The following is a 13,422-nucleotide window of genomic DNA, read 5'->3' on the forward strand; positions in this document are numbered from 1 at the left end:
AGGTGTCCCGTGTACCACTCCGAGCCCATCGAAGGCGCTTCGTACGTCCGTACGGCCCGCTACCCGCGCGCTGTGAAATCCGCCCCGCCGGTCCGCACCACCGGACGGCGGCTGGCCCACCTGGGCGTCGACGCGACCGCCGAGCAGACCTACCTGGTCGTCCTCGAGCGGCCGTCCTGGACCCCGGCCGAGCTCGGCGAGCGGCTCGGCCTGGACGAGGCCGCGACCCACGAGGTGATCCAGCACCTCACCGGCCTCGGCCTGCTCGCCAGGGGTACGTCGGGTGGTGTGGTCCGCCCGCTCAACCCGCGCCTCAGCCTCACCGCGCTGCTCGCCGAACGCGAGGCCGACCTGGCCCGCGTCACCCGCGACCTGGAACGCAGCCGGGTCGCCGCGGCCGAGATCGCCGGCGAATTCGCCCGCCGCCACCCGGCACCGCTCGGCGACGGCAACAGCGCCCTGGACTGGGCCGGCAGCCCCGCCGCGGCACAGCGCACCATCGAGGGTCTGCTCAAGTCGGCGGCCGGCGAGGTGCTGGTGAGTACGCCGGCCACCGCAGCGCTCGCCGACCCGATCGCGGGCCTCCGCGAGCTCGGCACCGGCGTACTGGCTCCTCCCGTCCGCTACCGCATCCTGGTCCCGGACGCCGCGCGGACCGACCCGATGCTGGCCCGTCGGCTGCAGCAACTGACCCGCAACGGCGCACAGGTCCGGACGGCGACCGCCGTACCGCTCTGCGCGATGATCGTCGACTCGGCGACCGTGGCCCTGCCCGCTGACCGGACCGGACGCGGCGCCGTCAGCATCCTCCGGCTGGCGTCCGCTGTCGGCGCGGTGACGGAGCTGTACGAGCGGATCTGGCACTCGGCCACACCGCTGCGGCAGCCGACCGGACTGGGCGACGCGTCCGGGCTGACCGTCCGCGAACGCGAAGTACTCTCCCTGCTCGGCGACGGCGGCACCGACGCGTCCGCTGCCGCGCAGCTGGGTGTATCGGTCCGGACCGTCCGCCGCATGGTGTCCGAGATGATGGCCCGTCTCGGCGCCCAGAGCAGGTTCCAGGCCGGGCTGAAGGCGGCCGAGCGTGGCTGGGCGGGGACGCGATGACCCGCACCCTGCTGGTGGCACCGGACCGTCCTGGTGCCTACCCGAGCATCGGAGCCGCCGTACTCGACGCACCCGACAACGCGATCATCTCGATCGCTCCGGGCGCCTACCGAGAGGTCATCGACCTCGCGGACCGGTCGGTGACCCTGACCGCCGACACAGGCGACGTCGTCATCGACGCAACCTCGGCCCAAACGCCGGTACTACGGACAACGGGCGGACGGCTCGTACTCCGCGACCTGACCATCCGGGCCGGCGACGCGCCGGCAGTCGAGCTCAACGGCGGTGCCCTGCGTGCAGAACGTTGCGCGCTCTCAGGCCGCTTCGGTCCGGTCGTACTCGTCACCGGGCCGGCCGAGGTGTCGGTGTCGCACTGCAAGATCGACGGCGGCGAGCACGGTCTGGTGCTCGAGGACTGCACTGCGCAGGTCGAGCACACCAAGGTGTCCGGTGTGTCCGCCGACGGCGTCATCATCCGCCTGGGCGCGGCCGTCGTACTGCGCGACTGCCAGTTCACCGACTGCGGACGCCGGGGCATCTACGCGTACCAGTACGGCCGACCGACCATAGAGAGCTGTGAGGTCTCAGGTACGTCGGAAGCGGGCGTGCTGATCGCGTACGACTCCAGCGCGATGCTGAGCCACACACTGATCCGCGACACCGCCGGGCCGGCTGTGGTGTTCGGACGCCGCTGCCACGGCGAGGTCGTGTCCTGCCGCTGGGAGAACACAGCCGAACCAGCACTCGACCTCGCCGAGCCAGAGCTCGTTTCGGTGACAGCCGCGGTACAGGTGGAGCCACGCGCGACCACCAACGAGCCCGCTGCCGCGGATGTGGAGTCGCTGCTGGCCGAGCTGGATGCCATGGTCGGGCTCGCAGGAGTGAAGGACGAGGTCCGCAGTCTCATCGACGAGATCCAGGTCAACGAGTGGCGAAGGAAGGCAGGGCTACCGGTCGGCAGTCTGAGCCACCACCTGGTGTTCGCCGGCGGTCCCGGGACCGGTAAGACCACGGTCGCCCGCATCTACGGCAAGCTGCTCGCGGCACTCGGCGTACTGCCGAAGGGACAGTTCAGCGAGGTCGCACGACGTGACCTGGTCGGCCAGTACCAGGGTCACACCGCGGAGAAGACGTCGGTGGTGTTCCAGGACGCGACAGGTGGCGTGCTGTTCATCGACGAGGCGTACGCGCTGTCCCGGGCCGGCGCCGAGAGCGACAGCTTCGGCCAGGAGGCGATCGACGCCCTGGTGAAGCTGATGGAGGACCACCGCGACGAGGCAGCGGTGATCGTCGCGGGGTACAGCCACGAGATGCAGCAGTTCCTGGACGCCAACCCCGGTCTCGCGTCGCGGTTCACGAAGACCATCGACTTCGAGAACTACTCCCCCGACGAGCTCACCCTCATCGTGCAGCGGATGGTCGCCGCGAACGAGTACGACCTGGACGCCAGGGCCGCACCGATCCTGCAGCAGCACTTCGCCGCGGTCTCACAGGCGGCGAACTTCGGCAACGCCCGTGACGCGCGTCGCCTGTTCGACCGGGCCCGGAAGGCACAGTCGCAGCGGCTGCGCCGGCTGGACGGCATGCCCGCCATCAGCGACCTCCGGACGCTGCAGCTCGCTGACGTGGCTGCCGCGGTGTCATGAGACCGGTTCGAGGACAGCAACGAAGTCCGACAACAGCTCGGCAACCCCGTCGAGCACTCCGGCGAGCTGAGTACCTGGTGTACCCCGCTCGCCGATTGTCGCCAGTACTTCGCAGTGCGCCCACAGCGACGGCGCAACCCAGCCCCACTGCCAAAGCTCGTAGGTGGTGCTGTTGACGATGGCCAGCGGCTCCAGCCCCGGTACGCCGATCGCGAACCGCTCCAGGTCGTCGGGACTATTGCCCAAGCCCGCGAACAGCGGCAACAGCCGGTACCGGTGCGCGAACTCGGTAGCGTCGTCGGCCCGCGCCAGCACGCCCCGGCTCAGCAACGCGTTGACGTGCTGCTCCGCGTCCTCGATGTCGGCAGCGGTGCACTCGGTCACCAGTTCGGTCACCGTCGTCCAGTGGTGCGCCAGAGACCACACATCGAACTCGGGTTCGCTCAGGCGCTCCGCCGTACGGCCGACGCGGATGACGTGGTGCTCGGACTCGAGTCCGGCGCCTTGGCCGACCGGAAAGACAGTGGTCATCAGAACTCCTGTACGGCGAGGTCCAGGCACGCTGCGGTCGGAGCGAGCAGTGAGTGCAGTGCGGTCAGTACGGCGGGCAGCTCGGCGTCATGTTCCTTGCACGCGATCAGCAGATTGGGAGACAGGTGTCCCGACAGCCAGAGGTCGTAGAGCGTTCGGGTCATCCCGGCGAGTGCCAGCTCGAGAGTGCCCGACCGGAACATCGTGGGGGTCCCCGCCGTGTTCCCGAGGCCCAGGTGCAGTGGAAGGAGCCTGTGTCGTGTGGCGAAGCCGGCCGGGCTGTCCAGGTCGACCTCGGCCAGCAGGCTCCTGCTCAGCAGGCGGTCGATCAGTACGGCGCCGTTCGTGATCTCGCTGTCGGTCAAGAGGTCGATGATGCGGCTGCGCTCCCACGGGCCGGAGTCATCAGGCAGGCTGTGCGCCAGCGCCCAGACCGTGAACTCTTCGGCTGTCAGCTCAACGATTTCACTGCCGAGCCGGACCTGGTGCACCTGACTCTCCGCAGTGCCGGTGAAGTGCGTTCCGAGACACTGGCCGATCGGGAACATCAACAGAGTCATGTTCCGCACGGTGACACGCTCCTGGCAGGCTGCGGGCCCGCTTGCAGCATGTGGCCAGTGTGTGGCCGCAGGCGCCGGGGTGGCGGCGAACGACCTGTTCGGACGGGAAGATAGACCCGTGACCGACAAGACAGGACCTGACTCCGCTCCGGAGCTTCCGGGGTGTACCAACGTGGTCCTGGCCCGGTCTGGGATCCCGCGGGTGTACCGGTGCCTTCGGCAAGGGACTGCGGCGAGTGCGCTGGTTTACCCGGTCCGCGTCGATGCGAGCACCGCGGCCGCGTTCAACAAGCAGGCGAAGGCGCTGCAGGGCGTCGACCATCCGCATGTCGCGTCTGTACTTGAGTCTGGGGTCGCTGACGGTTTTCCGTATCTGATCAGCGTTGGTGATGCTGGGACTCTGGCGGAGCAGATACGGAGTCAGCTGCGCTCGCCTGCTGATCTGGCTGTGCTCGGGCGTCAGTTGGCGCAGGGTCTGGCTGCCTTGCACGGAGCTGGGCTGGTTCACGGTGGTCTCACGCCTGGTGCGGTGGTCTTGCTGGCTGACGGGCAGCCGCAGCTGTCTGCGCTCGCGCTCGGGTTGGGACAGCACACTGGGCACGCGGCGTTGAACTCGCCGAGTCAGCTGTACGTCGCACCGGAGACGTTGCGAGACGGGACGCTGACTGCTGCTTCGGATCTGTACGCGTTGGGGGCTGTGCTGCACGCTGCGATCAGCGGGAAGCCGCCGTTGGCCGCGCGCATGGGTGAGACGGCCGGCGAACACATCCTGCGCGTACTGAACGAGCCGCCGGCACGTCTCGAGGTACTGCCGGACGCGTTCGCGGACGTCATCGCGCGCCTGCTGGAGAAAGACCCCGCCAAGCGGCCCGTGTCCGCAGAGGTCGTCGCCGCCGCCCTAGCGGCGTTGGCAACCCCCACAACCCCGCCAATCCCTCCCATCCGCCCCGTAACCGCCACCCCCAAACAACCACCCGCCACCACCCCACCCCTCCCGCGCCCCGCAGTAATGTCCCGAACCACCCTCCGCACCTGGCCCACCCCCACACCCCAACCCACACCAACTCCCCAACCCCCCACTGCCACACCACCCGCCACCACCACACCGCCCCCCGCCACGACCACACCACCCCCTGCCGCCCAACCACCCGCCAGCCCACCGCCCTCCAGCCAGCCACCCGCTGGACCGTCATCCACCAGCCAACCGTCGTCTGGTGCGGTGCCTGCTGCTGGTGGCAAGCGGAGTTGGTTGCTTGTGGCAGCGACTGTTGTTGTCGCAGCCGCCGTCATCGCGACCCTCGCCCTGGTCAACCGCAAAGGCCAAACCGAAACACCGCCACTCAGCGCCCCAACCCCCACCACACCCTCCACCCCAGCGCTAGCAGTCAAACTGAACCCACCAGCAGACCACAGCACCTACGTAGACCTCACCTGGTCAGGCCCGTCCGACGTCAACTACGCGGTAGTCATCGCACAGGTAGGCCAACCCGCAGTCGTCCGACTCGTCTACAAACACACCAGATACCGAGTCGCGGTAGTCCCCGGCATCCAGTACTGCTTCGCCGTCCAAGCCACCGACGGCATCAACAAGATGGAGACCGACCCGCGACCGGTCCGCGACGCCCAGTGCGAGCGCTGATCACCCGATCAGGCTGCGCACGCTGAACGTCGTACGGATCCGCTCCGACAACCGCCCCTCGGCCAGCCCACGCTGAGCCTTGCGTACGGCGGACCACGCGAACTCCCGGTCCGGATCCGAGTCCTGCCCCGACCACAACGCCCGGTCCAGGCAACCGGCCAGCAATGTCATCGCCTGCGACACCGCCCCGTCCGAGTCACGCGCCAGGTCCCGCGCCGTGGCAGCCGGCGTCACCCGCATCCCGTGGTCCCGCAGCAGATCACGCGCCTCGGCCCACGCCCCAAGCGTCCCGTGCCGCCTGCGCCGCCGACGACGTACCGCCTTGGCCAGCGGCACACCAATGACCCACAACAGCCCGAGCCCCAGCAGAGCAGCAACCGCCAGAACCACCGTGAACCAGTCAGGTCCGTGATGTGGCTTCTGCGACTCCTCCGGGAACGGCAGCGTCGGCTCGGACTGGTGCTCGCGCTCGATCTCCTTCTTGGACGGCAACTGCTTGCGCACCTTCTCCGCCGCACCTGCCAGCCCACCACCCGCTTTGGACGTAGCGGTTCCGGTCGGGTCGAGCGGCACCCAGCCCACACCTGTCACCGCAACCTCGGGCCACGCGAGTACGTCGCGGTTGCGGATCACGTAGGTCCCGTCCGGGCTCGGTGTGTCCGGCTGCTTGAACCCGACGACGAGCCGCGCCGGCAACCCGAGCAGCCGCGCCATCACGACGTACGCCGCGGCGAACTGCTCCGACGTACCGCGCTTGCTGCGCAGCAGGAAGTGGTTGAGCTGCGCGTACCCGTGGCCGGTCGGGAGGTTCTCACCGGTGGCCAGCTTGTAGTTCGTCCGCAGGTAGTTCTCGAGGACCAGTGCCAGCTGGAACGACGGCCGCACGTCACCGGCGATGCCGCGTGCCAACTCGTCGATGCCCACCGGCACCTCACCGAGGTCCGCGGTGCTCCCCGGGTCCGAGTCGACGCCGGACGACGCGAGCTGATCCGAGTCGACTGCCGGCTCGGCCCAGGTGACCCGGTACTGCGACGGTTGCTTCTGCTCGGCCAGCAACGCGCCGGACGCCGGGTCGACCAGCAGCGGCTGGTCATCCACCACCGACAGCGTCCGCGTCTGGCTGGGCAACCACGGCAGCGACCAGTCCGCCAGCGCGACGTCCGCCGACTGCCGCCGTACCGGCACTGTCACGCGGGAGTCGAGTGGCAGTTCACGTCCGAGCCGCTGGAACTTCGGTGCGGCCGTCCAGGTCACTCCGTCGAAGTTGTCCAGGGCAATCACCGGCCAGCGGTCCACTGGACCGTCAGCCCGTGCGGTGAACACCACGGTGTCCGGCGAGTGCAGCCGCGCCGCGATCTCCGTCAGCGGGTTGCTGAGCACAGTGGGCGAGTCAGGCGGGATCGGCTTCTCCAGGTGGACCGCCGTGGACGTCGGCAGCGCCAGTCCGAGTGTGCTGGCACCAACCGCCATAGCAGCGAGTGCTGCGACCAGACGGACCCAGGCGGCACGCTCACCCGGCCACTGCAGTAGCACCAACGCGAAACAGCCAGCGAGAGCCAGTCCGACGAGTACTGCGTCCAGTCCGGTCACTGTGACGTACGCCTGCGATAGACCGGCCACCACCACGGCAGGCAGCAACGCCGCGAGCCGAGACCTCTGCAACACGCGCGCACCCACCAAACAGGCGAGCAGAACGAGCACCGGTACGAACGCGACCAAATCCGGAGACGGAGTGGCAGGCCACGTCGACTCGAGCGTACGCCGCCAGCCCGACGTCACCGCTTCCCACAGAGACACCGGCCGACGAGCAGCGCCCGGTATGACGGCCAGCAGCGCGACGACTCCACCGACCAGCGTCAGCGGCACCCGCCAGCGAGCAACTTGTGGGCGGCGCAGGATCGCTTCCTCAACCAGGTAAGCAACTACAGCGACCGCCAGCATCGGCCAGAGCACAGCCGACGTACCGAACACTGGTGAGAACAACAGCCCCGCCACCACACCGGCAGCAAGCACTCCAAGGATCGGTAGCCGTCTTGTCATGCCGGTACTGCGTTCCAGGCGTCGACTGCTTTCTGGGCCGCGTCGGCGTGAATGACGTGGACGCCGGCGCCGGTGTGCAGCGCAGGCTCGTCATGGGTCAGGTCGATGCACACCACCGGGCGGTAGCTCGTCCTGAGGTTCGGTACGTCGGCCAGCCCCGCGGTGTCCCCGGTCAACACGACCAGTGCGCCACCGTCACGGGCAACTGGCAGTGACTCGAGCAGGTTGGTGTTGGTCGTCGCCTGCTCAACCCTGGCGAGCTCGTCGAGCAGATCGCCGACGGACTGCACGTCGTGGTCCGTGCCGCACGGTGTGGTGAGCCGCAACCGCTGACCTGACTGTGCAGCAACTGCCAGGATCGATGCCGCGACAGAAACCGCGGTATCGAACTGGTCCGCGGTCAGCGCACTCGTACGCGTATCCAGCAACACCTGCAAACGCGGCTGATCCGGGTCGACGTACTCGCGAACCATCAGCCGACCCGCCCGCGCGGAGGCCTTCCAGTGCACGTGGCGGACCTCGTCACCGGGCACGTACTCGCGCAGCCGGCGCAGGTCGATCGAGCCGCGCAGCGGACCAGCAGACACCGGCCCCTCGAAGTGGTGCCGTTGCCGGATGCCAGTCGCCGTACGAGCGGCGTACCGCTTCGGGTGGACGAGAAGCGTGGCTGTGCTACCGATCGAGACCTGACACGACACAAGGCCGAACGGGTCGGAGCGACGCAGCAGCAACGGCCCGACAGGAAGTGGCCCGCGGCGAGCGGTCGGCAACTCGTAGTGGTACGTCGCGACGCCGTTCGGTGCCAGTGCGGTGACTGCAACCTCGGACTGGTGCGCGCCAGCGGTGTCCGCGGCAACGAAGGCCGGCTGTCGCCGCGTGGACTCGTTGCGCACCATCAGCCGCGCCAACGCAGGTTGACCGCACTCAACGCGGTCCGGGTACAGCACACGCTCGACTGTCACCTTCGGACGGCGTACGACGGTCAACACGCTGACGAGCACCGCAGCAAGACCAGCTCCGGCCAGCACCTGCAGCATCGGGTAGCCGAGCAGCTGACCCGCTACGAGCAAGGCGATTGAGCCGACCAACACTCCCCAGGCTCGTGGCGTGAGCCTGGTCCTCATGACACGACGCCAAGAGCCCGCTTGAGATCGCGCCGTACCGGGTTGCCAGGCGCCGGGGTGTCTTCGAGTACGTCGTCCACAACGCTCTCCGCCGTACGACGAGCCAGCGCGGCGTCCGCGGTCAACACCAGCCGGTGCGCCAGTACTGGATGCGCGATGCTCTTCACGTCGTCCGGCGTCACGAACGACCGCCCGTCGGTCGCGGCGATCGCACGGGCCGCGCGGATCAGGGCGATGCTGCCCCGCGGGCTGGCGCCGTACCGGACCGCACTGTGCAGCCGGGTCGCCGCCGCGAGACGTACGGCGTACGCCATCACGGCCTCGTCGACGTACACCGACCTGACCGCGGCGATGACCCCGCGCAGCGTGTCCGGGTCGATCACCGGCTCCAGGTCGTCCGGTGTCGGTCCCGCGCCGTCCAGTGCGACCACCTCGACCTCTGCGTCCAGGTCCGGGTAGCCGATCTCGATCCGCAGCAGGAAGCGGTCCAGCTGCGCCTCCGGCAGCTGGTACGTGCCTTCCATCTCGATCGGGTTCTGCGTGGCCAGCACCATGAACGGGTCCGGTACCCGGCGGGTGTCGGCGTCGACAGTGACCTGTCGCTCGGCCATCACCTCGAGCAGCGCGGACTGGGTCTTCGGCGTACCGCGGTTGACCTCGTCGGCGAGTACGACGTTCGCGAAGACGCCACCGGGGTGGAACACGAACTTGCCCTGCCCCTGGTCGTATACGACGACACCGGTGATGTCGCCGGGCAGCAGGTCCGGGGTGAACTGGATACGGCTCCAGCGGCCTCCGATGCTGCGCGCCAGGCTACGGGCCAGGCTGGTCTTGCCCAGCCCGGGCAGGTCCTCGATCAGCAGGTGCCCGCCGGCGAACAGCGTCGCGATCGCCAGCCGCACCACCTGCGGCTTACCGCGAATCACCCGTTGGACGTTCGCGGAAATCAACTCGTACGCCTGCTGCGGCTCCATCCCGTGCCCCGCCTCCCGCATCACCACTACGCATCCTTCCGTCGACGCGAGGTACGTCGTACTCGTGCGGCCGGCGTACCAGCCGGGGGCAGGGCCGGAGCCGCGGATGCCGGAGCAGCCGTGGTGGATCCGGCTGCACCGGTAGCGGTCGGACTGCTGCTGTTGTTGCGCTCTCGTGTGATCGCCTTGACCGTGAAGGTCAACTGCAGAGCGGTCAGACCGGTGTAGCGAGTACTGGTTGTTGTCACAGTCCGGTCCTGCTGACCGGTGGCAGAGACGACGTAGTGCACCAGCTGGCCGCCGTTGAGGTTCGGCGCGGTCCAGATGAGAGACACCGAGCCCCTGCCTGGAGTGGCGGTCACCTTCGGCGCTGCGGCCGGAGAGTACGGATAGACGGTGCGCGTCGCCGCGGAGCGCGGTGAGGTGCCCGCAGTGTTCGTAGCGGTGACCCGGTAGCTCACGCCCTTGCCCAGCGCCGGCTTCAGCGAGATCGAGGTCTGGTACACCTGTGCCTTCGTCTTCGACCCGTCCGAGCCGAGCACCGTGTACCCGGACATGGTGTAGTCGGACGAGCTCGGCGAGGTCCAGGACACGGTGACTGAGCCGTCGGCCTTGGTAGCTGCGCTGACCTTGGTCGGTGCACTCGGCGGCTCAGCGGTCCCGCTGATCGACGTCACCTTCGTGTCCACGGCCGGTCCGGTGCCGACGCGGTTGGTCGCGGACACGGTGAAGATGTAGCCGCCGCCGTTCAGCAGCTGGCCGAAGCTGTGGCTGCGGGTTCCGCCGGCAACGGTGACCGACCCTGACGCGGGCAGACCGACCACGAAGGTCCCTGGAGCGGTCCGGAAGCTCACCTTGTAGCCGGTGATCGCGGCACCGTTCGCTCGCGCCGCACCCCAGCTGACCGTCGCCTTGCCGTCACCTGGCTTGGCCGAGACCGATCCGGGTGCTCCCGGCGCGGCCGGCGGCGGTGAGGTCGGCTTCGACGTCGGTTTGCTGGTCGGTTTCGACGTCGGCTTGCTCGTCGGCGGCGGCGTGGTCGGCCTGGTCGTCTCGGTCTTCCCGGGCTTGCGCTCCGTCGCCCTGGGCTCGACCTTCTCGGTGCTGCGCGGCTTCTCCGGGCCGACGGTCACGTGGATCGGGGGCAGGATCGGCTTGTGGGACGGCGGCGTCGACGGCGGGGTAGAGGTCGGCGTACTGCTGGGAGTCGGGGTACTCGGGCTCGGAGTCGGCTTCTGGGTGGCCGACGGGGACACCGGCTTGTTGCCGCCGTCGACGTCCACCTCGCTCACGGTCCCGTCGCCGTCGACCACCGTCACGACCTCACCGGTCTCGTCGTCGATGTAGATCCGGCCGTCCTGCCCGGCAGTCACCCGCGGACCGCCCTTGTGGTCGCCCTTCTTCTTGCTGAGCTCATGCGTGTGCAGCGGCTTGCCGTCAGGAGCGAACGTCCGCACGACCCGCTTGTCGGTGTCCAGTACGGCGACAGCGGCGCCGGTCGCGGCGACGGCGTCGTACCGCCCCGGGGGCAGGTTGATGCTGTCGGCGCGCTTGGCACCGGCAGCGTCGACGAGCAGCAGCCGCTGACCGGCGAGGATCGGTATGCGCCCGTTGACGTCCGACTGGGCTACGACGGAGGTGGTCGGCAGCGAGCCGGTGACGTCCATCGGCACCGCACGGCCGGCCGTCTCACCGGTCAGCGGGGTCAGGGTCCGCTTGGACAGGTTCGCGAACGCGGGCTTGCCGCCCACGCTCAGCAGCGCACCGGCATCACCGGCCTGGGACGGCAGCTGACAGGCCAGCGTGGTCGAGCCCGGCGCCAGCTGACAGAACTGCTCGGCGTTGCGCACCCACAGCGCGCCGTCGGCGGTCGCGATCGCACTGGACACCACACTGCCCACGGTGACCGTCTGCTGCTGGTCACCGAGCCGGACGATCTGACCGTGCTGGCGGTAGACCAGGTACGGCCCGCCCTGCGTCTCGATACCGATCGGTTCCTCCGGGATCCCGATCCGGACCGTGCTCTTCACGGTCAGGTCGGACTTGCCGAACACGATCACACCGTCCGCACGGACGACGTACCCGTTGGTGCTGCCCTGGACGACCTGGCTGCCGGCCTCGGTCTGGACGCCACGGACCTCGGCGTCGACGCTCTTGCCGCCGCCGTCGACCCGGAAGACCGCGCCGACGGTCGCGTTGTACACCCAGTGGCCGGCCTGCTGGAAGGCGACCGCGGGGGCGCCGCGCCCCAGCGCGGACAGGCCGACGAACGTCCCGAGGATCAGGGCCGCGACCGTCCACCACGCAACGGGCCGACGGATCGCGCGAGCAATGCGGGTCATGGGTTAGAAGGTGCCTCTCATCTGTCCAGCTGCGGTACAGCGGCGATACATCCGGCCACGAGTCGTCCGGAAGCGGACGTCAGCACGTCACTGGCTCACGAGGCGACCGGTGACCGTGCCGGGTCCTCCGGTTCGCCCAGCTCGGCGAGAGCCGCACGGGCCTCGCCCGCGGTCTGCGAATCCGGCAGCAGCCGCAGCGCACGGCGCAGGTACTCCGCAGCCTGCTGACGCGCTCCCGCGCTCGCCTCGGCCAGCGCCAGGTTGACCAGCACCGTGCCCTCGGCCTCCCGGTCGCCGTGCACCGAGGCGATCGCCAGCGCGGCAGTGAACTCACCACGTGCGTCGTGGACCCGACCGGACCGCGTATGCGCGATCCCAAGAACATTGCGGGTGATGAGCTCGCCGTACCAGTCCTTTGCGGCACTGGTCGCAGCAGCGACCTCGGCAACCAGCGGGGCCCAGCCCGGCACGTCACCACCGGTCTCGATGAACTGGTGGATCGCAGTGGTCAGCAGCCACGCGTTGGACACCTCGTCCGCCGCCAGCAGCTGGCTGATGGCAGTGGTGAACTCGACGTGCCGCGTGGTGAACCAGTGGTGGGCCGCAGCCGCATGCTGTCCGTTCAGCGCGGCGGCAGCGTCCAGCACGGTCCGCACGTACGCATCAGGTCCGGGCCCCTCGGGCTTGGCCGTCTGAGGCTCCTCCGGTACGTCGGTTAGCAGTTGCTGCTGCAGCGCACGGAGCTCCGGCCCCGGCTCGGTGCCCAGCTCGTCCACGAGCGCACTGCGGGCCTTCTGGTACGTCGCGAGCGCGTCAGCACGCCGCCCCGCGTCCCGGTACGCGACAAGCAGCCGCACCCAGTTCGTCTCCCGCAACGGGTCCTCGGCGGTCAGGCTCTTGCACAGCGCGATCGCGTCGGCGAATCGCGACGTACCGATCAACGCGTCCGCCAGCCGCTCCCGGACCGACCAGTGCAGCTCGGCCAGCCGCACCACCTCCGGCTGGTGCCCGTCCGTGACGAGCCCTTCGTACGGCGCGCCTCTCCAGAGCGACTGTGCCGACTCCAGGTGCTTCAGCGCCGTCGCCGCGTCGCGTGCGGCCAGGGCCTCATCACCTGCCGCCAGCAGCGCCTGTAGCCGGTCGGAGTCCAGCTCGCCGGCTTCCACCCGGATCCGGTACGCCTTGGAGCGGCTCTCGATCCGCTGGCCGTCCGCACCGAGCGGTGGGAGAGCCCGGCGGAGCTGCCAGATGTACGTGCCGATGTTGCGCTCTGCCGACACCGGAGGTGTCTTACCGGCCCAGACCGTATCGATGATCTCGCCGACGGAGACCCAGGTGTTCGCCTTCACCAACAGCAGCGCGAGCAGCGCGCGGGGTTTGTCGGCACGGATATAGCTGACCGCATCGGTGCCATCGATCTCCACCGGCCCCAGGACCCGGAACAACACCGCCGCACCAC

At 69.2% G+C, this 13,422-nt stretch carries 10 protein-coding genes; 3 read left to right on the forward strand and 7 right to left on the reverse strand.

Translation table 11 applies throughout. The annotated features are described in order from the left end of the window. The first annotated feature begins 9 nt into the window (after positions 1-9). Together E0H50_RS38605 and E0H50_RS38610 are read left to right on the forward strand one after the other, a co-directional pair. Entirely contained in the window at positions 10-1,107 is a 1,098-nt protein-coding gene (locus E0H50_RS38605) for a helix-turn-helix transcriptional regulator (protein WP_131296114.1), read from the forward strand. Beyond that, positions 1,104-2,753, forward strand: a complete 1,650-nt coding sequence (locus tag E0H50_RS38610; RefSeq protein ID WP_131296115.1) for an AAA family ATPase — start codon at positions 1,104-1,106, stop codon at positions 2,751-2,753. Before E0H50_RS38605 ends, E0H50_RS38610 begins: the two co-directional genes overlap by 4 nt. Here E0H50_RS38610 and E0H50_RS38615 read toward each other — a convergent pair. Together E0H50_RS38615 and E0H50_RS38620 are read right to left on the reverse strand one after the other, a co-directional pair. Then, the gene (locus E0H50_RS38615; protein ID WP_131296116.1) at positions 2,748-3,284 is read right to left on the reverse strand and encodes a hypothetical protein; all 537 of its coding nucleotides are present in this window, start codon (positions 3,282-3,284) and stop codon (positions 2,748-2,750) included. The genes E0H50_RS38610 and E0H50_RS38615 overlap by 6 nt on opposite strands. After that, positions 3,284-3,844, reverse strand: a complete 561-nt coding sequence (locus tag E0H50_RS38620) for a hypothetical protein (RefSeq protein ID WP_131296117.1) — start codon at positions 3,842-3,844, stop codon at positions 3,284-3,286. Before E0H50_RS38620 ends, E0H50_RS38615 begins: the two co-directional genes overlap by 1 nt. Between E0H50_RS38620 and E0H50_RS38625 the strand changes: the two genes are divergently transcribed. Continuing rightward, on the forward strand, positions 3,843-5,483 hold the full coding sequence (locus E0H50_RS38625) for a serine/threonine-protein kinase (RefSeq protein WP_131296118.1): 1,641 nt from the start codon (positions 3,843-3,845) through the stop codon (positions 5,481-5,483). The genes E0H50_RS38620 and E0H50_RS38625 overlap by 2 nt on opposite strands. On the opposite strand, the gene E0H50_RS38630 is transcribed toward E0H50_RS38625, so the two are convergent. The 5 genes from E0H50_RS38630 to E0H50_RS38650 all read right to left on the reverse strand — a co-directional run bounded on the left by E0H50_RS38630 (position 5,484) and on the right by E0H50_RS38650 (position 13,411). Then, the gene (locus E0H50_RS38630) at positions 5,484-7,523 is read right to left on the reverse strand and encodes a transglutaminase TgpA family protein (protein WP_131296119.1); all 2,040 of its coding nucleotides are present in this window, start codon (positions 7,521-7,523) and stop codon (positions 5,484-5,486) included. After that, the gene (locus E0H50_RS38635; protein ID WP_131296120.1) at positions 7,520-8,647 is read right to left on the reverse strand and encodes a DUF58 domain-containing protein; all 1,128 of its coding nucleotides are present in this window, start codon (positions 8,645-8,647) and stop codon (positions 7,520-7,522) included. The genes E0H50_RS38630 and E0H50_RS38635 overlap by 4 nt, the downstream gene beginning before the upstream one ends. Continuing rightward, positions 8,644-9,642, reverse strand: coding sequence for an AAA family ATPase (locus E0H50_RS38640; RefSeq protein WP_238151641.1), 999 nt, complete (start codon positions 9,640-9,642; stop codon positions 8,644-8,646). Before E0H50_RS38640 ends, E0H50_RS38635 begins: the two co-directional genes overlap by 4 nt. A gap of 5 nt (positions 9,643-9,647) precedes the next feature. After that, complete coding sequence (locus tag E0H50_RS38645; protein WP_131296121.1) at positions 9,648-11,963, reverse strand: fibronectin type III domain-containing protein; 2,316 nt, start codon at positions 11,961-11,963, stop codon at positions 9,648-9,650. A 95-nt stretch (positions 11,964-12,058) separates the two neighbouring features. Next, positions 12,059-13,411, reverse strand: a complete 1,353-nt coding sequence (locus tag E0H50_RS38650; RefSeq protein WP_165547443.1) for an AfsR/SARP family transcriptional regulator — start codon at positions 13,409-13,411, stop codon at positions 12,059-12,061. Positions 13,412-13,422 lie beyond the last annotated feature (11 nt).

This window comes from Kribbella sindirgiensis (assembly GCF_004331435.1).
In the GTDB taxonomy this organism is placed as follows: Bacteria; Actinomycetota; Actinomycetes; order Propionibacteriales; family Kribbellaceae; genus Kribbella; species Kribbella sindirgiensis.

Excerpts from the sequence above, each read along its gene's own strand:
- E0H50_RS38610 (WP_131296115.1), top strand. The coding sequence starts at position 1,104 with ATGACCCGCACCCTGCTGGTGGCACCGGACCGTCCTGGTGCCTACCCG.
- E0H50_RS38615 (WP_131296116.1), bottom strand. The coding sequence starts at position 3,284 with ATGACCACTGTCTTTCCGGTCGGCCAAGGCGCCGGACTCGAGTCCGAG.
- E0H50_RS38625 (WP_131296118.1), top strand. The coding sequence starts at position 3,843 with ATGTTCCGCACGGTGACACGCTCCTGGCAGGCTGCGGGCCCGCTTGCA.
- E0H50_RS38620 (WP_131296117.1), bottom strand. The coding sequence starts at position 3,844 with ATGACTCTGTTGATGTTCCCGATCGGCCAGTGTCTCGGAACGCACTTC.
- E0H50_RS38630 (WP_131296119.1), bottom strand. The coding sequence starts at position 7,523 with ATGACAAGACGGCTACCGATCCTTGGAGTGCTTGCTGCCGGTGTGGTG.
- E0H50_RS38635 (WP_131296120.1), bottom strand. The coding sequence starts at position 8,647 with ATGAGGACCAGGCTCACGCCACGAGCCTGGGGAGTGTTGGTCGGCTCA.
- E0H50_RS38640 (WP_238151641.1), bottom strand. The coding sequence starts at position 9,642 with ATGCGGGAGGCGGGGCACGGGATGGAGCCGCAGCAGGCGTACGAGTTG.
- E0H50_RS38645 (WP_131296121.1), bottom strand. The coding sequence starts at position 11,963 with ATGACCCGCATTGCTCGCGCGATCCGTCGGCCCGTTGCGTGGTGGACG.